The organism is Myxococcus sp. CA056 (genome assembly GCF_013336715.1).
Taxonomy (GTDB): Bacteria; Myxococcota; Myxococcia; order Myxococcales; family Myxococcaceae; genus Myxococcus; species Myxococcus llanfairpwllgwyngyllgogerychwyrndrobwllllantysiliogogogochensis.
Genome location: NZ_JABUMT010000006.1, coordinates 138,608 through 160,079, shown reverse-complemented (window position 1 = coordinate 160,079; position 21,472 = coordinate 138,608). Strand labels below are relative to the sequence as shown.

Below are 21,472 nucleotides of genomic sequence, written 5' to 3'. Positions count from 1 at the left end.
CGGTGTGCGGGGAGCGGCGGTAGTAGCAACCACCCCCTGGGGTGTCAACGCAACACGTCGGCGCTACGTCGGCGGCAGCAAGCCGCCGGTCACTTCAAGGCTTGCGGGCCGAGACAGGAGGCTCGGCCTCGGTGGCCTCGCGCAGCTTCATCAGCCCGCGCGTCTCCACCTGGCGGATGCGCTCACGGGTGAGGTTCATGATTTCCCCCACCTCCTCGAGCGTGATGCCGCCCTTCTCCGCCACGTCCAGGGCGCAGGTGTGCTCCAGCTCCCAGATTTCCTTGTCCGGGAAGTTGAGCTTGATGGACCCCGTCTCCGGATTCACATCCAGATAGAGGTTGTGCTTGCAGGAAACGAACATGCACGGGCGCGGACCGTTGACGCAGTCGGCGCGGGTGCGCGGACGCGTGTCGTCCATCTGCTTGAGCAGGTCCGCTTCTTCCGGGTCCACCTGACCCGTGAGCCGTCGACGGCGCAAATCACGCGCCATCTCCTTGCGCGACATCGTCTTGGACCGTCGGCGCTCCTGCGCCAGGTCCTCTTGCGCCTGGTCTCCGCCCTCCTCCACTTGCTTCACTTCCGACATGTCCCCTCCACGTGAGGCCAGTCTAACCGGGTCCACCGGCTCCAGGGCCGGCATCTTATTGCGAACTCATCGTTTCGTCTTCGCGTGCGGTGACTGCGCTGCCCAGCCGGGCCACGTCCCGGACCAGATCCTGCGCTCTTTGCCGCAGCGTTGCCAACTCCGCCTCGAGCGAACGTCGGTGCTCTCCCCCGAAGGCTCGCTCTCCCAACTCGTCCCGCAGCCCATCCAATAGACCGCCGAGGTCCCGCTCCACCTGGTCGATGTGGTTGCTGTGGAACACGAAGGACTTCTTGATGTCCTCGAGGGTGTGCCCCTCCGCCATCATCTTCTTGATGACGTTGATGCGGCGCACCGCTTCCACCGGATAGAGCCCCAGGCTCCCCTGGTGCTTGCCCTTCCGCCCCACCCGACGGCTCCTCGGTAGCAACCCCGCCTGGACGTACTTGCGGAAGGTCGCTTCCGACAGACGCACGCCCCTCGGACGAAAGATTTCCAGAATCGCGCTCGCGGGAAGTCCTCCCGCGTTGTCGCGCTCAATCCGAGCAATCTCGTCGGGAGCCAGCAGGTCCATCGGTTCCATTGAATATAAGCTACTCAGAGGAGGACACTGAGTGCCAGAAACAGGCCTTCGGTGTCAAGGCAGACCGCTACAGGTCCGTTGCAGTGTCGGCCGGTTCACGTTTCGAGAAAGAGCGCGCGAGGACGCGTCCGTGCGTCACGGCGCGGAGTCACGACGGGGGTAGATGGAGACCCGGAGCGCTTCGAACAGCACGAACCGCGGGCGAGACGACGGCGCCCGTTGGGCACGCACGCGTCAGCGCGGGGTCGACAGGGGGATGCGGGATGCGCCGAGGTGGCGCGGGCTCAGCGGCCGCGCGGCGCGCGGAACTCGCGCGTCACCGTGGCGCCGGCGGTGATGGTGACGTCGAAGCGCTTCTCGCCCAAGGGGTGCTTGAACAGCAGCGTGTACGTGCCGGGAGCCAGCTTGTAGGAGGCGCGTCCCGAGACTTCGCCCAGGCGTCGCCCATCCAGGAACACCGTCGCGTACGGGGTTGCCCGGAGTTGGAGCAGGCCCGTCGCGTTGGGCGCGGCTCGCGGCGTGGATTCCGAGCGGACCTCCGGGTCGACGGCCTTCGAGCCGGTACCAAGAACGGCCTCTCGCTTCAGGCCTTCCACTTCCACATCCGACTCGGAGGGCACCGGCTCGGGGCTCGCGGCGGACGGAGTAGTGCCTGATGCGACGGAGCCCGGCTCGGCCTGGGACGGCGTCACGGCGGGCACCGGGCCGTTCGTCTCCTTCACGACACTTCCGCCAGGCTCGCCCCCGGGAGGCGCGCTATCGGTGGGCGCGGGTGGGGTGGCTCCGATGGGCGTGCCGTCCTTCGGAGCGGCGGCCAAGGGGCCGTTGCCAGTGGTGGCCGTCTCCGTCGACGGGTCTCCTCGGAGACCATTCATCACCCCGGCCCCCACGATGAGCAGCAACCCCAGGCTCATGGTGAGACCCAACATGCGACGAGGCCGGAGCCACACCGAGGGCTTCGGCCTTCCCGGCGAGGTATCGGTGACAGTGGGGACCTCGCTGCCGGAGAGGGACTGAGGCCCCCCCTCTCGCGCATCCAGCGCGGGCGCTCGGGTCGAAGGTGCGCTCGACGCGTGCCCACTGGAGGTTGCCCCAGCACCGCGCTCCTTGGAGTCACGCTGTTCGTGAGAGGCGGTCGACAGCTCAGGAGCCACGGACGCAGACACGACATCGGCACGCCCGGAGTTCGACGGGAGGGCCATCTCCGAGGCGGGCGTCAGCGCATCGGAGGAGTCCCGCTCGCGAGGATTCACCGGGAGATCCTCCTCCCAGGCGCCGTCTTCCTCGGAGTCTTCCCACGAAGCCCCGATACTCCCCTGCTTCGCCGGGCTCATCGGGTCGGCATCACGTGAGGGCCGCACGGCCTGCCCCGACTCGGAGTTTTGTCCGGAGGGCTCGACGTCGCCGCGCGCCTCCTCGTCGCCACGCAGCGAGGAGCGCTCCGACTCGGCGCCTCGCGGAGACGCATCGGCGGGTGCCTGCGTGGCGACCGGCGCCAGCCCACCCGAACGGCTCGGTGTCTTCGTGGGCACCGACGTGCTCTCGGCGCGAAGCCCATCGCCAGTGCCCGATGAGTTCATCGCCACGGACGCCGGCTCGCCCGAACGGCTCGGCGCCTTCGTGGGTGCCGATGTGTTGTCGGGGTGAAGCCCTTCCCCCTGAGAACCACTCGCCACGGGCGACAGCCCACCCGAACGGCTCGGCGTCTTCGTGGGCACCGGCGTGACGTCGGAGCGCGGACCTCCACCGCCCCCCTCCTCCGACGAAGCCACGGCGGGCGTCCCCTCGGGACGGCTCGGGCGCACCGTGGCGATGGGCGCGGCCAACGGCGGCAGCGGCGCGTTCGCGCGAGGCACGGGTGACGAAGCCACCGCGGGCAGCGGCATCATCGGCGTGGCCATGGGTGGCAGCGGCACGGACAGCGCCTCCACGTCCTCACTCCGACGGGGAAGCACGAACGTGGACGCATCCACGTCCTCATCGGGCGAGGACGGCACCGCCACCCCCACGCGTCCCGCCGCCATCACCGCCGTGGGTTCCCTGCGCGGCGCTGGCACATCGTCATCATCGTCGTCGGGAACCGGCGTCCCCTGGACCACGTGCGTGCGCTCCTGCACCGTGGGCATCGCCTGCGTGAGGCTCCCGGGGAACAGGCGCCGCAGGAAGGCTCCCAGGTCCGTGTCGTCCACCGACGTCGCGTGCTTCAACACGCACTGGGCCAGGGCCCGCTCCAGCTCACCCGCCGTCTGGAAGCGCGCGGACGGGTCGCGCTCCAGCGCGCGCATCACCACCGCGTCCAGCTCCGGGGGCACCTCCGGGTTGAGCCGGGCCGGCGGAGCAATGGCGCTGTGCTGCACCGCGCGCAGCACCGCCAGCTCCGAGTCCCCGTCGAACAACCGCCCGCCCGTCAGCATCTCCCACAGCACCACGCCCAGCGCGAAGAGGTCCGTGCGGGAGTCCACCGCCTCCCCTCGCGCCTGCTCCGGGGACATGTACGCGAACTTGCCCTTGAGCACTCCGGGCTGCGTCAGCTTCTTGCCGGCCTTCGCGATGCCGAAGTCCGTCAGCTTCACCGCGCCGTCGTACGACAGCAGCACGTTGTGCGGCGTGACGTCCCGGTGCACCAGGTCGAGCGGCTGCCCGTTCACCTTCAGCCGATGCGCGTAGTGCAGCCCCCGGGCCACCTCCGCGCCAATGTGTGCCACCAGCATGGGAGGCACCGGGTCCATCATCTCCTTGGACCGCCGCCGCAGCTCCCACAACGAGCAGCCACGCACGTACTCCATGGCCAGGTAGTACGTGTCCTCGTGCTTGTCGAAGTCGAAGATCTGCACCACGTTCTCGTGGTTCAGCCGCGAGGCCAGCCGGGCCTCCGCGATGAACATCCCCACGAACTCCGGGTCGCTGGCGAGGAAGGCACGCACCCGCTTGATGACGACTTCCTTCTCGAAACCCTCCGCGCCCCGCGCGGTGCACAGGTAGATCTCCGCCATCCCGCCCTCCGCGAGCTTGCGGCGGACGACGTACTTGCCGATCTGCATGCCGGCGACGAGCGTCAAGAGGGCTTCCGGAACATGCGCTATTCGAACTTCACACTCACCACGTTGAGGTCGATGGCCTTCACCTCGATACGTCGACTGAGCGTCTTCTTGAGGTCGGGGTTGAAGAATTTGCAGTCATAGGTGCCGACGCGCAGCTCCACCGCCTCGAACGGCGTCTCCCCCAGCTTCTTCCCTCCGCACGTCACCTCCGCCCACGGCCGCACCGCGAAGCGGACCTTGGCCGTGCGCGTCTCCGCCCGCGACTCCTGCCTCGGAGGACGCGGCGGCGTCACGGGAGGCGCCACCCGAGCCTCCGGATGCAACGTGAAGCGCTCCACCTGCTCCGGCCCCGAGCCCACCGTCACCGTGCGCTCACTCGGCTGATGCTTCGCGGCCTCGACCCGGACTGCCAGCGCCACCCCCGGCGCGGCCTCCAGCATCACCGGCGCCGCGCCCTGCGGCCGCCCATCCACGATGACGACGGCCTGCGCGGGCTGCGCCTCCACCCGCAGCCGCACCTTCGCCACGGCCGCGGGCTCCTGGGCCGGCGGTGCGTTCTCCACGGCCACGGGCGGCGTCTCCGGCACATGCGCCTGCTGCACCACCGGAACCAGCCGCAGCACGCCCAGCGGCACCGGCCCCGTGGCCTGGACCTCCAGCTCCGTCCGCAGCTCCTGGTAGCCCTCGCGCGACAGCACGAGCGAATAACGCCCCTCGGGCATCGCGGGCAGCGTCACCGGCGTGCGCTCCGCCAGCTCCTGCCCATCGAACATGACCCGCGCCCCCGTGGGCACGGACTCGACGCGCGCGGGCGCCTGCGCGGCGGGCCCCGGCTTCAGCCAGCCCCACAGCAGCACCAGGACCACCAGCCCCAACCCCACCGTGGGAATCCACCACCCCAGCCGCGAGGCCGGGGGCGGCGTCTCCGCCTGACGCCCCGCCGCGGTCTTCTTGCGCCCGGGCCGAGACATCCCCAGCGACAGCGTAGGCGCGTCCTCCTCCTGCTCCTCCAGCGCGTCCAGGGCCGCGGCGCCCCGAGGCAGCGGCAGCGCCAGTCGTGACGGCCTGGGCAGCGGTCCCGCCATCTCCGGCATGGCCAGCGTCGGCGCGTCCTCCTCCACGTGATGCACGACGGCGGGCATCGGCCGCGTGACGGCGCGCCCCTCCGCCCCGTGCGACTCCTGCTCCCGCGCCTGCGGGTTCGACACGCGCGAAGCGGCACGCCCCTCGACGGGCTTCGGCTCGGTGGCGGCCTTCACATCCGTCAGCGTCGCGCGCGCGGCGGCACGGCCATCCATCGTCGGCGCGTCCTCTTCCACCCGATGGACCGCCGGCACCGCGCCCAGGCCCGAACGCGAGGTCCTGTCCGGGGGGGCGGACTCCACCGCGCGGCGCTGCCCGGTCATCCGGGAGCTGGGCGACTCCAGCTCGATGCGCCCCGTCCTCCCCGTGCCACGAGGGCGCAGCGCCGCCGTCTCCCCTTCCGGCGCCACACTGGCGCGAGACAGCGCGGGCCGCAGCCCCGAACGCCGCGAGCTCGCGTCCTGCCGCCCGGAGCCCGACGCCGGATCCGAGTCCTCCATCAACAGCTCGCCCGAGCGCGCCTCCGACGCCAGCCGCTCCGCGTAGATCTCCTTCATGTACGCGCCGACATGGGCCGTCGACGACGGCAACCGACGCTCCGTCAGCCAGTCCTCCAGCGCCAGCTGCAGGTGGACCGCTTCCTGGTAGCGCTCCGCCGGGTCCTTCGCGAGCGCCTTGAGGACGATGGCGTCCAGATCTTGCGGCACGCGCGGCGTCACCTGCGACGGCGGCGCCACCTTGCACTCGGCCACGGCGGCCAGCGTCTGGATGTCGCTGGGGCGCTTGAACAGGCGCGTGCTCGTGAGCAACTCGTACAGCACCACGCCCAGCGCGAAGATGTCCGAGCGACAATCCACGCGCTGCCCCGCCGCCTGCTCCGGCGACATGTACGAATACTTCCCCTTCAGCACGCCCGAGCGCGTGACGGTGGCCTGGTCCGCCGCCTTGGCGATGCCGAAGTCCACCACCTTCACGCCGCCTTCGAACGTGACGAGGATGTTCTGCGGGGACACGTCGCGGTGGACGATGTCCAGCGGCCGGCCCGACGTCGGGTCCGTGCGCTTGTGCGCGTAGTCCAGGCCCGAGCACGCCTCGATGAGGATGCGGCACACCAGCGGCACGGGTATCGGCTGCCCCACGGCCTCCGACTGCTTCCACACCCGCCGCATGTCCTCGCCATGGATGTACTCCATGGCGATGAAGAACGAGTCGTCCTGCGCGCCCAGGTCGAAGATCTGCACGACGTTGGCGTGATTGAGCCGCGCGGCGATTCGCGCCTCGTCCAGGAACATCTTGACGAAGTCGTCGTTCTCCGCGAGGTGCGGAAGAATTCGCTTCACCACCACCAGCTTCTCGAAGCCCTCCGGACCTGGCTGGCGCGCCAGATACAGCTGCGCCATCCCGCCCATGGCGAGTCGCTTCAGGAGCTGGTACCTGCCATACGTTTCAATGGTCACGGCGACCTGACCGCACCCCACGGGGAAAACCCACGGCCCGTGGCCTTCCGGGATCCGGGCGCGGCGAAGCCCGGAGCGTAAGCGCACAGGACAGGGGGGTCAAACCCTTGTAGGCACGGCGGAACCGACGGCGCCGCGATTACCTCCGAGCGGCACGGACCTCGCGCGACTCCCGCATCAGCGCCTCCAACTCGTCCAGGTGCCGCTTGAGCACCGGCATCAGCACCGGCGCCGCGTCCACCCGGTCGAACAGGTCCAGGACCCGGTCCACCTTACGCTCGATTTCCTGGGCTCGAGCCGGAGTAATCCGGCGGAGCAGCATGTCCGCGCCGGCCTCCATCAGCGCGCGGGCCACGGCGTCCCGGGAAGCGAGCGGCTCTTGCTGTCGGCGGCCCTCACCCTGGATGACCCGCAGGCCCGGGGCGCGCGCCGGGGAAGCGCGACCCGCGCTCGTCGTCTTCGTGTTTTCGGAGTCTGGGGACATCACCGGGTGCCTCCTCGGCGGGCGCGGGTACGACCTCAGGGTACACACCGTGAGGAGCCCTCCAATTTTCTGGTCATCCGCACAGGCGGAAGCAGACCTGTAGCACCCGGGACCGACATGAACGTCGAGGGCCGGATGACCGGCCCTTCGACTGGCTCACACATCGAGCCTGCTGCCCCGCTTCAGCCCGCGTCGCAGGAGCGGCGGTAGGAGATGGCCACCTTGGCGCCCGGCGCCGGCACGTTGGCGAAGATGACGCTGTTGGTGGGGGCGTCGTAGCGCCAGCCCGTCGTCACCGGGGCGCCGTCCACCGTCACCGTGACGCTGCCCGGCTCCGGCGCGTCGCTGAGCGGGAAGCGGTCCTGCGCGGAGAAGGCCTTGTTGGCCACGGCGGCCAGGAGGGGCCCGTAGTTGGCCGCGCACACGTTCATCACCTCGCCGCCGGTGCGCGCCGTCGCCTCCGCGTAGCGCGTGCCGGAGCCGCCCGCGGTGCCACACGCCGTCGCCGTGGGGGCAATGGCGTAGAACGTCGCGCGCTGCGGCTGGTTCTGCCCCTTTCGCTGCTGCGCCCACTGCACGTAGGTGTCCACCGCGTCCGGCGAGTGGTCGTCCTCGTCACCCACGAAGACGACGACCAGCGCCGCCGAGTCGCGCAGGAAGCCCAGGTTGCCGTCCTGCGGCACGGGCGTGCGCGGGTCATCCGCGGTGTTCACCAGCGGCGGAGACAGCGCGCGGCGCATCGCCTCGAAGCCCTGCTCCACCTGGGCGCACTGCCCCACCTGCACGTTCTGCTGGAGCAGCGCCGTCAGGTTCGCCATGCCGTTGGTGAGGATGCGGGGCCGGGCGTTGTTGACCGGGAAGAAGCGCCCCGCCTCGCCGCCCTGCGCGCCGCCGGGGCACGTCCCCGACACCGCCGTGATACCCGTCGTGGTGACGGCCACGTGCATGTCCACCTTTTTGGCGAGCGCCGCGTCCACGAACGAGGGGATGGCGGACACCAGACGCGGGTGCTCCTCCACCATGGACGCGGTGTTGTCCACGACGAAGAGGACGTCCACCTTGCTCACGTCCTGCTGGGTGAAGGTGTCCGTCTTGTCCACGCGCTTGGAGGACTCGCCGATGAGCGGCACCAGCAGCGGCGCCGGCAAATCGGACGAGCTCACGAAGAGCGGCGACAGGTTCATGCCGTACACCTGCGCGGCGTAGTCCAGGTCCACCGTGAAGGCCTCGCCCGGCTGCAGCGTGAAGGGCAAGGGCGCGGGCACGCCGCCCACGGTGAACTCGCCATCCGTGGTGCCAGGGCCAATCCACACGTTGGAAACCGACACGGGCATGGTGCACGCGTTGAGGTAGTTCACCTCGCGCGGCTCGGGAGGACAGTCGCGCCGCGCCACGCCCCAGTCCACGTACCAGGGCGACGCCATCAGACACGTCGCCTGCGAGTGGGCCAGCAGCGGCACGAGGATGACGGGATTCGCCGGGTCCATCTGCTCCACCTGGAGCATGCCCGTGAAGTCTCCGCCCGCATGGGGTGCCTGGAAGGCCACCTGGAAGCTGAACCAGTCACCCGGATAGATGATGACGCCGAAGAGGTCCCCACCCGGCATGCGGAAGCTGCCGCCGCCATTGTCGCGCAGCCGGATGTTCTTCACCGGGCACAGGTCCGTGCCCTTGTTCTCCAGCTTCACGCCCAGCACCGCGCCCCGGCCCGGAGGCACCGTGCCGAAGTCCACCGCGAGCGGCGTCACCGTGAGGTCGCAGGGCGCGTGCTCCTCCGCCTCGCCCTGGAAGTCCAGCTCCACGGTCGCCGCCGAGTACGCGTTCGTCGTCATCACCAGCACGCCCGCGGACGAGCCTGGACGCGTGGGCTCGTAGAAGACGGGGATGTTGACCTCCTGCCCCGGCTGCAGCGTGTACGGCATGGCCAGCGGGGTGTGGTTGAACTGGGGCGCGCCGGAAGGGTCCGGCTGCCACGCCAGCGTCTCCAGCGTGAGCGCGCCCGCGTTGGAGGAGCCGCAGTTCTTCACGTTGACGATGACGCGCGTCTTCGAGCCCAGCGGCTGCTTGCCGAAGTCGTACGTCACCGGGGACACGCACAGCTCCGCCGCGCCGCCGAAGCCCTTGAGCTTCACGTCCGTGGTGGGGTGCCGCTTGCTCACCACGTGATAGCGGGCCATATCCTCCGCGGGGCCCATGTGGCCGGGGCTGTAGCGAATGTTGAAGCCGCGCACCTCGCCCGGCTGGAGCACCAGCGGGAAGCCCGCGTTCGCCTGCGAGTAGGAAGCGTCCAGCCCGTCGAGCGTCAGCGAAGTCACGGTCATCGGCTCGGTGCTGATGTTGCGGATGCGCGACTCGCGGATGGCGTCGCGGTCCACCGGCACCGCCGCGAAGTCCAGCACCGGAGGCTCCGCCACCACCGCCTGCTCCAGCGCCTCCGCCATCAGTTGCACCGGCACGTCCGCGCACCCCCGGCACGGCGTCACCGCCAGCACCACCTGCTTGCGGCCCACGCGCACGGGGTTGAACGTCAAGGACAGCTCCGCGCGGCCGCCCGGGGCGACGACCATGGGCCCCGCCACGAACTCGTCGCGGTCCGCGCCGACCAGGCGGGGTGTCACCTCCACGGGCAGCTCCGTGGGGTTCTCCAACGTCAGCGCCAGCGTCTTCGTCGAGTCCGCTTCGATGCGCCCGAAGTCCAGCACCCGGGGCGACACCCGCGCCCACGCGTCGATGCCCAGGCCCGTCAGGGGGATGCGCAACAGCGGTTCGATGCGTGTGTCCGAGCGCACCACCAGCATCGCCCCCTGGCCGCCCGCCATCATGGGCGCGAAGCGCACGCGCAGGGCACACGCACTGCCTGGCGCCAGGCTGTGGGGCCCCTCATGGGTGAACTCCGCCCGGTAGGCCCCTTCAGGACCCTCCACCCAGACCTCGTTCACATCGACGGGGGCCCGCCCCACGTTGCGCAGCGAGATTTCCGTCTCGCGTGCATCGAAAAGGGCGACCTTCTCGAAGTCCATCCCACCCGGGGTCGCCGTCAGACGCCCGTCCGCGAGGGACGACCGTTCGCGATCCGCACACCCCGCAGCCACCAGCCCCAACACCGCGAGGGCCCAAATGCCCCAGCGCCCCGTCATGGCCTCCACCCCTTCCCCACGCCCATCGCCCAGGTCCGCCCACAGCCTCAAACGAGGCGCTGGAGCGGATCAGTTGGCGAAACTAGGCACCCACCCATGGGCGGGCAACCACCCACGAAGGACAATCCCGGTGTCAGGGGGCCCCGCCCCGTTCACTTTCAAATCTTCGGGATTCGCAGCGTCTTGCTGATCATCGCGCTGCCGCTGGCCGCATACAGCAGCACCAGCGGATGCAACACCACCGGCCCCACGTCCCACGCGCCCCCCAGCAGCGTGTCGCCAATGCGGCCCATCCACGTGGCCGCCGCCAGCACCATCACCAGCGCGAGGCTGGTGGGGATGGGCGTGCCCTCGAAGTACTTCACCTTCCCCGTCGCGTCCGCCAGCTCCGCCGACGTGACGTTGAAGCGCGCCAGCCGGCTGATGCCACACGCCACGAAGTACAGGAGCACCGCCACGTCCAGCGCCCCCCGCATCCCCACCGCGAAGGCCAGCGCGGCGGGCGCCATGCCGAAGGAGATGACGTCCGCCAGGGAGTCCAGGTCCGCCCCCAGCGGCGACTTCTTGTAGCGCCACCGGGCGATGCGCCCATCCAGGACGTCCATCACCAGCGCCACCGGCATCAACGCGAAGGCCACCCACAGGAAGCCCACGCGCCACGTGGCCAGGTACTGCATCGCGGCGAGGATGGTCCCCGCGCCCGCGAAGCCGTTGCCGAGCGTCACGAAGTCGGCGAGCACGAAGGTGCGAATCATCGAGAAGTGGCGGCGTGGGCGGCGGGCACGCGGCTGCTCGGTCGTCATATCCGCGTTCTCCTAGCACAGTGAATCCTCACTGCCCGTCCCTCACTGCCGCGTTTCTTGCCGCAGTGCGTCTGACTCCAGGCTCCCAGGAAAAGTCAAACCTCAGAAAACTTTTGACGTGTGGATCAGCCCCTTCCTACGCTCGCGCCCATCCATGCCTCCAAACCAATCCGTGTCCTCTTCGCGGGGGGCGACCTGGAAGTCCGGGCGCTCCCGCTGGCACCTCCCCCTTCTCGCCGGCCTGAGTCTCGCCTTCGCCACCGCATGTGGTGAGGATGATGACGGAGGCCCGGTGACGCCACCCGTGGAAGGCCCTCCGAAGTACGAGGCCACCATCCGGCGCACGGCGCACGGAATCCCTCACATCATCGCCAATGACATGGGCAGCCTGTCCTACGGACAGGGCTACGCGTTCGCCAAGGACCATGTCTGCATCCTGTCGGACCAGATCCTCAAGGTCCGCGGTGAGCGCGCGCGCTACCTGGGGGCGGGCCCCGGCAACACCTACGCGGGCAGCGACTTCGGCTACCGCGTCCTCCAGCTCCAGGAGAAGGCCCAGGCGGCCTTCCCCACCCTGCCGGCGGACATCCAGGAGATGTTCAACGGCTACGCGGCGGGCTTCAACAAGTACCTGTCGGAGACGCCGGCGGCGGAGCTCCCCGCGCCCTGCACCAACGCCCCCTGGGTCAAGCCCATCCAGGGCGTGGACCTCCTGGCCTATGACATCAGCGTGGGCCTCGCGGGCAGCGCCTACCAGCTCATCCTCGCCATCGCCGCGGCCTCGCCCCCCATCCCGGGCGCGGGCTCCGAGGGCCGTCCGGTGCCGGGCAGCTTCAAGGTGGAGCGTCCGGACTTCAGCCAGGTCGGCAGCAACGGCTGGGCCATTGGCGCGGACCGCTCCGCGTCCGGCCACGGCATGGTGGTGGCCAACCCGCACTTCCCCTGGGAAGGCGAGCTGAAGCTCTGGGAGAGCCAGCTCACCGTGCCCGGCCAGCTCAACGTGTACGGCGTGGGCCTGCTGGGCGTGCCCGCGGTGCTCATCGGCTTCAACGACAACGTGGCCTGGACGCACACGTTCTCCTCGGGCCAGCGCATGACGCTCTACGGGCTCCAGCTCGTGCCGGGCAAGCCCACCCGCTACAAGTACGGCACCGAGGAGCGGGACATGACCGCCCGCGACATCACCATCCTGGTGCGGCTGCCGGAGGGCTCGCTGACCAACATCACCCAGCGCTTCTACAGCAGCCACTACGGCCCGGTCATCGTCATCCCCGGCACCGCCCCGTGGACCACGCAGTCGGTGCTCAGCTTCCGCGACACCAACCTGGACAACACCCAGCTCGTCACCCAGTTCGTCGGAATGAACCGGGCCAAGAGCCTGGAGGAGTTCCAGAACGTCTACGCCAACGTCCAGGGCATCCCCTGGGTCAACACCATGGCGGCGGACCGGGCCGGCAACGTCTGGTACACGGACGCGACGCCCACCCCCAACCTCACGGCCACGGCCATCGGCACGTGGCGCGCGGCCTCCAGCGGCCTGGACCCGGCGACCACCGCCATCTGGCAGAGCATGGGCCTGGTGCTCCTCGACGGCAGCAACCCGGAGAACGAGTGGCGTGACGCCGCGGGCGCCCGCGGGCCGGGCCTCGTGCCCTTCAGCGGGGTTCCGAAGCTGGCCCGCCGCGACTTCGTCTTCAACGCGAACGACAGCTACTGGCTGGCCAACCCGAGCCAGCCCCTCACGGGCTTCTCGCCCCTGCACGGCCTGGAAGGCGTGGGCCAGACGCCGCGCACGCGCATGAACGCCGTCCTGCTCACGGAGGAGAACGGCGCGTCCGGCTCCGACTACAAGTTCACCGTGGCGGAGCTGGAGAACGCCATCCTCGGCAACCGCGGCATGACGGCGGAGCTGCTGAGGGATCAGCTCGTCGCGCGCTGCACGGGCAAGACGACGGTGCAGTACAACACCACGCTCGTGGACATCCGCCAGGGCTGCGCGGCGTTGGCCGCGTGGGACCTGCGCTACGACGTGGGCAGCAGGGGCGCGGCCCTGTGGCGCGAGTTCAGCGGCCACTTCAGCATGGGCGCCCTGTCCAACGGCGGCACGGGCACGCTGTTCGCCAACCCGTTCAACGTGGCCCAGCCCATCGCCACGCCGAACACGCTGGCCGCCGAGCCGGCGGCGGGCACCGACCCGACGATGCTCGCCCTGGCCGCGGCGGTGTACCGCCTCCAGGTCGCCGGCATCCCCGTGGACGCGCCGCTGGGTGACTCGCAGTACACCACCCGCGTGGACGGCAAGAAGATCCCCATCCACGGCGGCGGCTCCTACGACGGCACGGCGAACGTCGTCTCGTGGGGCACGCTCAAGTCCACCACGCCCGACTCCGACTTCAGCGCGGTGCGCGGCGCGCAGCTGCTCAACTCCCGCACCAACCTCACGAACACCGGCTACGTCATCAACAACGGCAGCAGCTTCATCATGGCCATGGAGTTCACCGACACGGGCGTGAATGGCCGCGCGGTGCTGACCTACAGCGAGTCCAGCGACAAGAACTCGCCGTACTTCTCCGACCAGACGGAGCTGTTCTCCAACAAGCAGTGGCGGCCCATCGTCTTCACCGAGGAGGCCATCGCCGCCACCAAGGTGGAGGAGAAGAAGATCTCCGGCAACTGACGTCCTCCGGGGCTCCCCTTCTCACGAAGGGGAGCCCCGAGCAGTCCCAAGCCCCTGCTCCGGCGGGGGCTTTTTGCTTTCGCGCGGACACTTGGGGCCCCGGAAGGGAAGTCCTCTGTCCGCCCGGCGATGCCCGCCCTGTCGGGAGGCTACCGCTCCGGCGATGCGAACCCAGGATGCCCTGGCAGACCGCCCGGCACCGCATGGCGTCACGCGGTGAAACGGCCCCGGGGGCAACGGTTCTGCGAAGGAGCGGCGGTTCGCCATGACGACACCCGTCTACAAGACAGCCATCATCGACAGGGTCTTCTTCCTGCGCTGGGAGGCGCCCCCCAACCGGGAGGACATCCAAGCGGTGTTCCAGCAGATGCGCGAAACGCATGAGCGGCTCAAGCCGCCCCTCGTCCTGGTGGCGAGCCTGTCATCCAGGTCCGCGGTGCCCAACAGCGAGCAGCGCAACAACCTCTCCGCCTTCCAGTCCGACGCGCGACCGCTCTTCACCCAGATTCACGCCATCGTCGAGGGCAACGACCTCCAGTACAACCTTCAGCGCGTCATCATCGCCGGCATCAACATCGTCACGCGCACCCACGACGAGACGCTCCAGCGCGTCCACCAGCGCGCCGAGCAGGTGGCCCCGCTGCTCTCCGACAGTCTGGGCGTGGATGGCTCGAAGGTCATCGAGGAGGCCCGCAAGCGCGGCGTGGTGTGAGACGGGCGAGGGCGCGTCGGCCCGCCATTCTCACGACATGGGCTGACGCGCCGGCAGCTTCGTGGGCCTGACGGCGGCCCGCACGTAGTGGTGGTCGAACAGGTCCACGTAGAGGTACTCCGGCCACGACACCATCGCGCGCGCGCCGAGCATCACCCCGCGCATCAGCTCGCTCACCATCATCCCCGCGGCCGTCGTCGCTCCGACGACACACGTGGGGGCAGGGCCTCGGCCCTCGAAGCACGCGTCCATCGCGTCCTGTGACAGGTAGCTCCCCAGGTGGGGAATGATGGCCGGCAGGTCCACGCGGCCATCCGGGAGGATGTAGAGCTGCTCGTACAGCGGCGCATCCGGTTGGAAGACATGCAACGCGGCGCCAAACCCCAGCATCAGCCCCGTCATCGCCGGCACGCCGCGCTCACGACAGGCGCGGTGCAGCGCCTGCTTCGCCCCCGCGCCCGCGATGTCGATGACCTCCACCACGTAGTCCACTGGCGGCAGGCCCTCGCCCCCCGACAGCACGTCCTCCACGTTGGCCTCGGTGATGCCCGCCCCCACGCGTCGCAGCCGCAGCTCCGGGTGGATGTCCAGGCACATGCGCCCCACCACCTCCACCTTGGACTGGCCGAGTGTGCTCTCGAAGCAGCCCGCCTGGCGGTTCATGTTGTGCCGCTCGTAGGTGTCGAAGTCCGCCAACGTCAGGCACCCCAGCCCCAGCCGCGCCAGGTCCACCGCGCACTGGCCTCCGGCGCCTCCCACTCCCGCGACCAGGACGTGCGTGCGGGCCAGCCGCTCCATCACCTCCGGACCGATGACGCCCAGGTTGCGCTCGAAACGGGGCTCCACCATGACGCCTCCACTTTCTCCCCACGAGGCGCCGAGGTGCTCGTCGCGCGCGCCGTCCTCCGCCCCGCCGGGAGATGTGGATGTGGTCCTCGATTTTCGGACCCGGGAGGGTGGCGAACACCCAGGTGTTCAGCACTCCCCCTCCCCGAAGGACGTTGTCCGCCGCAGGGCACTCCAGACGTCTTCCATCGCGTGATTCGGTCCGGCAAGCCCGCACCGCCGCGTGCCCCTCGGAAGCCACACCCGTGATGCACCTGCTTCAGTCGTGAAGCGGGTCACCGGAACCACACCCACCAGGGCATGTCAGACGGTTGCTTCACAGTGGACAACAAGCGTGAAGTCCAGAGATAGAAGGCACTCCAAGGCTTTCGCGTGTTCATTGCCTGGCTTGAATTCTGCTCTGCGGGTGACACGGCACGGGGGAGCTTCGACCCGTCAACACGCAGCGTCCCCCGAACCCTTCTTCTTCGACTCGAGGTTTCTATGCGTTCGTGGTTCAGCCTTTCTGTTTGTCTGACATTCCTGTCGTTGGGCTGTGGAATTTCCGAGACGCCCTCAACCCCAGAAGACTTACGCGACAGCGCGACGGAGGCGCTGGTCTCCGGGGTCTCCTCGCTGGAAGGTGTCGCCAGCAGCGCCTCCACCCGGTGGGCTTCGCGCGAGCCGGTGTTCGGCGACGTCGCGCACTACCGGTTCGAGCTCCAGGTGGGTCCCGGAGCGCATGACACCGTCACCGTGCACCGTGTGGTGAAGGAGCGCGCGCCGTGGGTGCCCGCCAGGGCGAACCGGGCGGTGTTCCTGGTGCATGGCGATGCGTGGGGTTTCGACGCGGCCTTCCTCTCCAGCGTGGGGTCCGCGCATGTGCCGGCGAACCACTCCATCGCGGCCTATCTGGCCCAGGAGAACGTGGACGTGTGGGGCATCGACATGCGCTGGGTCGGGGTGCCCGCGGGGACGCAGGACTTCGGCTTCATGGCGGGGTGGAACCTGGGCACGCACGCGAAGGACGTGGGCACGGGCCTGCTGCTGGCGCGGACGCTGCGGCTCGCGGGCGGCAACGTGGGTTCGATGCACCTGCTCGCGTGGAGCCGGGGCGCGATGGTCGCCTTCGCCTATCTCAACTCGGAGGCGCGGCTGCCCCGGCTGCAGCGACAGGTGGACGGCTTCATCCCCGTGGACATGGCGGTGCGCCACGCGCCCCAGTTCGCGCAGCAGCAGGCATGGGCGTGTGAGCGTCACACGGCGCTGAAGGTCCGGCGCGACGCGGGCGTCACGGAGGGTGGCCTCCTGGGCCCCGCGCCCGGCATCACCCTCCAGTACATCGGACTGTTGGCGGCCACGGCCCCGGACGCGCCCTCCCCGCTGCTGCCGGATGACGTCTTCGGCCCCGGCACCGGCCGGCCCACCAACCGCCGTGCGGCCATCGTCTCCGCGGCGGCCACGGGCGCGCTGCTGGCGCCGCTGCCGGCCCTCACCCCGGGCTACCACCTGATGGCGGGCATCCCCGACGCGACGGGCCTGCCGGGCAGCATGACGTACACCTCCGAGCCCTACCTCTACGAGTACGCCCAGCGCGCGGCGCCCTACCAGAGCCTCAACGAAGTCGTGGAGTCGGACGCGTGGACGTGTGGCCTGGACGTGCCCTACGACGACCACCTCCAGCGCGTGACGGTGCCGGTGCTCTACGTGGGCGCGGGCGGCGGCGTGGGTGAGTACGGCGTTCACTCCACGACGCTGCTCGGCAGCCAGGACGTCTCGTCACTCGTCGTTCGCGACCTGCCGACGGCCGCGCGCGCGCTCGACTTCGGGCACGCGGACCTGTTCCTCGCGGACACCGCTCCGCAGCGCGTGTGGCAGCCCATCCTCCAGTGGGTGCGCGCCCACTAGCGACAGCCGGACTCAGTCCGACTTCCAGAGACCGTGGCGCCGGGCCCTGCGGCCCAGCGTCACGGGGTCCATGCCCAGCGCCACGGCCGCGCGCCGCAGCACCCCTCCGTGGCGCTCCAGGGCCTCGCGTATGAGCTCGCGCTCCACCCGCTCAAGCCGCGCGCGCAGCGAGCCATCTCCCGTCAGCTCGTTGCGCGCCGGGGACACCGTCACGAGCGAGGGCGGCAGCAGCCGGCGCGACACCACCTCCCCCGGACGCGACAGCAGCACGGCGCGCTCCAGCACGTTGCGCAGTTCGCGCACGTTGCCCGGCCACGGGTAGGAGCGCAGCATGTCCTCCACGTCCTGGGACATGCCGCTGGCCGAGCGGCGCAAGACCCGGTTGAACACGTGCAGGAAGTAGCGCGCCAGCTCCGGCACGTCCTCGGGCCGCTCGCGCAGCGGGGGGATGTCGATGGTGAAGCTGTTGAGGCGATAGAAGAGGTCCGAGCGGAAGCGTCCGGCGCGAACCTCCTCTCCCAGGTCCTTGTTGCTTGCGGCCAGGACGCGCACGTCCACGTGCCGCACCTGGGTGCCACCCACCGGACGGACGTCGCCCGTCTCCAGCACGCGCAGGAGCTTCGCCTGGAGGTTGGGCGTCGTGTTCTCGATTTCGTCCAGGAAGATGGTGCCGCCGTTGGCCAGGACGAACAGCCCCGGATGGTCCGCCACCGCGTTGGTGAAGGCGCCCTTCACGTGGCCGAACAGCTCGCTCTCCAGCAGCGTCTCCGTGAGCGCGCCGCAGTCCTGCACCACCAGCGGCAGCTCTCCCCGGCCACTGAGGCGGTGGACGATGCGCGCCAGCACCTCCTTGCCCGTGCCCGTCTCGCCCTGGAGCAGCACCGCCACGCGGTGGGGCGCCACCTGGCGCACCATCTCCATCACCCGCTGCATGGCCGCGCTGCGCAGGCCCACTTCCTCCTCGCCCCGCCCGCCCGGCTCCGCTGGCCGCGCCTGGGACAGCGCCCGCTCGCGCAGCAGGTTGCGCTCCAACTCCAGCGTCATCCGCCACTGCTCGGTGCGCACGCCGCGCTCGCGTCCGGCCTGGAGCACCGCCTGCCTCACGGCCTCGCGCGAGGGTGACTCCCCGAGCGCCCGGAAGACGAGGCCCGCGTTGAACAGCGCCACCAGTCGCTCCGGCGCGGCGGGCGCGCAGTAAATGATGCGCGAGGCCAGGTCCGAAGGAGGCACGGCGCCCGACAGCTCCACGTCCGTGCTCACCGTCGCCAGGCCCTCCACCAGCGTCAGGGCCCGCGCCTCCTCCTGGCCACAGACGAGCAGCGCCGCCGCGTCACCGCGCGCCAGCAGCGCATGCGCCTCCTCCGCGCTGGCGGCGAAGTGCGGCACGGCCTGCCCCTCCAGCGCCGCGCGGATATCCCGCGCCTCCTCTTCGCTCGCGAACACCACCACCACCTGGAGCCGCGCCGTCGTCAGGTAGCGCGCCAGCTTCACCCCGTCGGAGCCCTCGAAGGAGTGGAAGAAGACGCCGAGCGCCGTCACCGCGCCACCCGACTCGTGCCGCCAGCGCACGTCGCCTCTCGCGCGGATGTGCTCGTTCGAGTCCGGCAGGGAGAATGACAGCTCCACGGACTCGCCCTCGCGCGGCCCCTCCTGGGGCCCTCGCGGCGTGGCGATGAGGCCGATGCCCGTCTCGCTGATGTTGACGGCCCAGCACCCCGGAAGGGCGGGCTGCGTCACCACCTTCACGTACAACGGCTTGCGTTCGCTTCGAGGGGCGTAGGCGGACACAGGCCGCGTCATGACCCTCGCAGTCTACTGCACCAATGAAGCCTTGCTGGGAAATTGCGGCGCCAGAAGATCCTTCACCGTCCACTCCCCTTGGCCCTGGCGAAATATGTCTACGGGCAAACCAGCGGGTTTGAGTCGACTCAGGGCCCTGGGACGTGGAGCAACAGGCCCATGAGGACATCATCGACGTAGGAGCCGTCATCGAGGCGGAGGAAGGCGCGACGGGTGCCCTCAAGGACGAAGCCCTGGGAGAGATAGAGCGCGAGGGCCCTCGGGTTGTCGGCCCGAGCGCAGAGTTCCACTCGGGTGACGGCGCCACCGTCCGGGTCGCGGTGGGCGCGGACCCAGGCGAGCAGGTGGTCCATCAAGGCCCGGCCGACGCCCAGCCCCTGTGCCGAAGGATGCACGCCGATGCCCAGCACGCCCACGTGACGCAGCATCCGATAGGAGAGGCGCAGGATGGAGGCTTCCCCCAGCAGCGCTCCGTGCGAGTCCGTCACGACCAGGGGGAACGCGGTGCCATCCTGCCGGTGCAGCCCCGCGCCATCGCGTTGGGCCGTGAAGGTGGCCGCGTCCACGGGCAGCTCCTCCGGGTGCTTCACGATGCCTTGACGGGCCTGGACAATCGCGCGCTCCAGCTCGAACAGCGCCGGCCCATCCTCTCGCACCGCCTCCCGGACGAGGCCGGGGCGACCGTCACGTAGCATCAACTGGACCGGCTGGAATCGCATGAGAAGGTCCTTCGCGAACGACGAGGGGGAGCCCGTGACGCAGGGCCTGACGGTACCTGACTCGCCCGCACGCTCGGGGCATGATGTGGCCACTTCGATGAGGGGGACGATGCCTTTGACGATGACCGCGAATGCTCGGAGCGCTCGGAGCGAGGAGCATGAGCTCGCGCTGCTGTTGAGCGGACGCTGTCGCAGGTGTGCCGAGCGGATTCCAGGAGGGACGGCGCTGCGCGGTCGCCCCTGTCCCCGGTGCGACGAACAGACGCTGCCCAGCGCCACGGACCGAGAGGTCCTCCACCGACTCGCCTCCGAGCGAGCCACGGTGCGGCTGGGCATCGCCGTCGCGGTGGTGGCGCTCGCCGCGCTGGTCGCCAGCTGGGTGCCCCTGCTCACGTCCCTGCTGCTGGTCGCCGCGCTGGTGTGGCTGCGCGTGACGCTGGTGACTCCCGCGCTCCAACTGCTCACGCCCCAGCGTCGGCTGGTCTCCCGGTGGACGCTGCGCCTCGCGGCCGGCTGCTTCGTGGCGCTGTCCATCCTCGTGCTCGAACTCCTCACGCTGATTCCCGGCTTCGGCGCGCTGGTCAAGGTCGCGCTGAGCGCCGGCGAAGTCGCGCTCGCCGGCCTCTTCGCGCGCCGCTACCTCGCATGGCAGACCGAGCGCGAGGCACGCGGTGTCGCCGTCGCCTTCTGGGAGATGGGCCTGCTGGTGGGCTGGATGTTGATGCTGCTGGCCTTCACCGCCGCGTCGGTGCTGCTGGTGTTGTACGTGCTCCAGTCACTGGGGCTCGTGCAGGGCTTCCTCGCCGCGCCGATGGGAGGGAGCTGAGCCATGCTCTCCTTCGCCCTCGCCTCCCAGGTCATCGGCCTGAGTGGAGCCTCGGGAACGCGCGCGGGCGGCAGCCTGCTGCTGCTCGCGCTCGCCGCGCACTACCAATACCTGTCGCTGCCGCCGGAGCTCGGGTGGCTCGCGACGCCGCAAGCGCTCGGGGCCTTCGTCGCGCTGCTCGCGTTCGAGATGTACACGCAGCGCGACAGTGACTTGCGCATGGTGCTGGGCCTGGCGCAGTTCGCGTTGAGCGCGGGCAGCGGCGCCACGGTGGCGCTCGCATCAATGGGCGTGGGGACGGAGCAGCTTCCTCCCTGGGCCGTGGGCGCGGTGGGCGCCTTCGTCGCCGTCGCGACGCTGTCGGTGCGCCAGTGGGTGCATACGCGCGTGGACCAGCTCGAGACGGAGGTTCTGCATCCCCGGCGGTGGCTCCTGCGCACCGAGGACGTCTTCGGCCTGGGGCTGGCGGCGGTGGCCATCCTCTGGGCGCCGCTGTCGCTGGCGCTCGTGCTCCTGTTCACCCTGGCCTGCGGCGCGGCGGGACTGGTCGCCTATCGACTGGAAGCGCGCTCGCGCCGCGCGTGTCCCACCGGGTGTGGGGCGAAGATTCGCGAGGAGGCCTCGCGCTGCCCCAGGTGCCGCGCGGACGTGCCCGTGGCCAAGGCCGTGGACCTGCGGCTCGGGGGGCGGATGCGGGACGCGCTTCGCGGGGCGCTCGGGTCCGGGACCTCCAGCGCTCCGCGCATGGAACCAGGCATCCAGCGCGACGGCGGCAAGGCCCCTTCCCGGCTGGGATGATGGGCGGTCCCCGCCGTTCCTGGCATGCTGCGGACG

Annotated in this window: 15 protein-coding genes; 5 read left to right on the top strand and 10 right to left on the bottom strand. The window is 70.1% G+C overall.

Features of this window, described 5'->3' with window-relative positions:
- Positions 1-94 precede the first annotated feature (94 nt).
- From HUA76_RS25330 to pssA, 7 genes are all read right to left on the bottom strand, one after another.
- On the bottom strand, positions 95-586 hold the full coding sequence (locus HUA76_RS25330) for a sigma factor-like helix-turn-helix DNA-binding protein (protein WP_141322767.1): 492 nt from the start codon (positions 584-586) through the stop codon (positions 95-97).
- A gap of 55 nt (positions 587-641) precedes the next feature.
- Positions 642-1,166 carry a MerR family transcriptional regulator gene (locus tag HUA76_RS25325; RefSeq protein WP_141643792.1) on the bottom strand — a complete coding sequence of 175 codons (525 nt, stop codon included), beginning with the start codon at positions 1,164-1,166 and terminating at the stop codon, positions 642-644.
- Between the two features lie 284 nt (positions 1,167-1,450).
- On the bottom strand, positions 1,451-4,225 hold the full coding sequence (locus HUA76_RS45560) for a serine/threonine protein kinase (RefSeq protein ID WP_254614470.1): 2,775 nt from the start codon (positions 4,223-4,225) through the stop codon (positions 1,451-1,453).
- Between the two features lie 20 nt (positions 4,226-4,245).
- Positions 4,246-6,747 (bottom strand): serine/threonine-protein kinase, encoded by a 2,502-nt coding sequence (locus HUA76_RS25315; protein WP_174462317.1) that lies wholly within the window; start codon positions 6,745-6,747, stop codon positions 4,246-4,248.
- A 139-nt stretch (positions 6,748-6,886) separates the two neighbouring features.
- Positions 6,887-7,231: a hypothetical protein gene (locus HUA76_RS25310; RefSeq protein WP_217440163.1), complete on the bottom strand. Its 345-nt coding sequence runs from the start codon at positions 7,229-7,231 to the stop codon at positions 6,887-6,889.
- A gap of 182 nt (positions 7,232-7,413) precedes the next feature.
- Entirely contained in the window at positions 7,414-10,368 is a 2,955-nt protein-coding gene (locus HUA76_RS25305) for a choice-of-anchor D domain-containing protein (RefSeq protein WP_141643789.1), read from the bottom strand.
- 158 nt (positions 10,369-10,526) lie between these two features.
- Positions 10,527-11,171: a CDP-diacylglycerol--serine O-phosphatidyltransferase gene (gene pssA / locus HUA76_RS25300; RefSeq protein WP_141643788.1), complete on the bottom strand. Its 645-nt coding sequence runs from the start codon at positions 11,169-11,171 to the stop codon at positions 10,527-10,529.
- Positions 11,172-11,463: 292 nt separating this feature from the next.
- Here pssA and HUA76_RS25295 point away from each other — a divergent pair, with 292 nt between their 5' ends.
- The gene (locus HUA76_RS25295) at positions 11,464-13,848 is read left to right on the top strand and encodes a penicillin acylase family protein (RefSeq protein WP_371745570.1); all 2,385 of its coding nucleotides are present in this window, start codon (positions 11,464-11,466) and stop codon (positions 13,846-13,848) included.
- A 265-nt stretch (positions 13,849-14,113) separates the two neighbouring features.
- Entirely contained in the window at positions 14,114-14,560 is a 447-nt protein-coding gene (locus tag HUA76_RS25290; protein ID WP_141643786.1) for a DofA protein, read from the top strand.
- Positions 14,561-14,590: 30 nt separating this feature from the next.
- On the opposite strand, the gene HUA76_RS25285 is transcribed toward HUA76_RS25290, so the two are convergent.
- Positions 14,591-15,409, bottom strand: coding sequence for a ThiF family adenylyltransferase (locus HUA76_RS25285; protein WP_174462316.1), 819 nt, complete (start codon positions 15,407-15,409; stop codon positions 14,591-14,593).
- Positions 15,410-15,934: 525 nt separating this feature from the next.
- On the opposite strand from HUA76_RS25285, the gene HUA76_RS25280 reads away from it, so the two are divergent.
- On the top strand, positions 15,935-17,293 hold the full coding sequence (locus tag HUA76_RS25280) for a hypothetical protein (protein WP_254614469.1): 1,359 nt from the start codon (positions 15,935-15,937) through the stop codon (positions 17,291-17,293).
- 12 nt (positions 17,294-17,305) lie between these two features.
- Here HUA76_RS25280 and HUA76_RS25275 read toward each other — a convergent pair whose 3' ends face one another.
- Both HUA76_RS25275 and HUA76_RS25270 read right to left on the bottom strand, forming a co-directional pair.
- Positions 17,306-19,093 (bottom strand): sigma 54-interacting transcriptional regulator, encoded by a 1,788-nt coding sequence (locus tag HUA76_RS25275; RefSeq protein ID WP_174455159.1) that lies wholly within the window; start codon positions 19,091-19,093, stop codon positions 17,306-17,308.
- A gap of 128 nt (positions 19,094-19,221) precedes the next feature.
- Entirely contained in the window at positions 19,222-19,812 is a 591-nt protein-coding gene (locus tag HUA76_RS25270) for a GNAT family N-acetyltransferase (protein ID WP_174462314.1), read from the bottom strand.
- A gap of 109 nt (positions 19,813-19,921) precedes the next feature.
- Between HUA76_RS25270 and HUA76_RS25265 the strand changes: the two genes are divergently transcribed.
- Positions 19,922-20,638 (top strand): hypothetical protein, encoded by a 717-nt coding sequence (locus HUA76_RS25265; protein WP_174455157.1) that lies wholly within the window; start codon positions 19,922-19,924, stop codon positions 20,636-20,638.
- Between the two features lie 3 nt (positions 20,639-20,641).
- The gene (locus HUA76_RS25260; protein ID WP_174462313.1) at positions 20,642-21,436 is read left to right on the top strand and encodes a DUF4126 domain-containing protein; all 795 of its coding nucleotides are present in this window, start codon (positions 20,642-20,644) and stop codon (positions 21,434-21,436) included.
- The last annotated feature ends 36 nt before the right edge of the window (positions 21,437-21,472 follow it).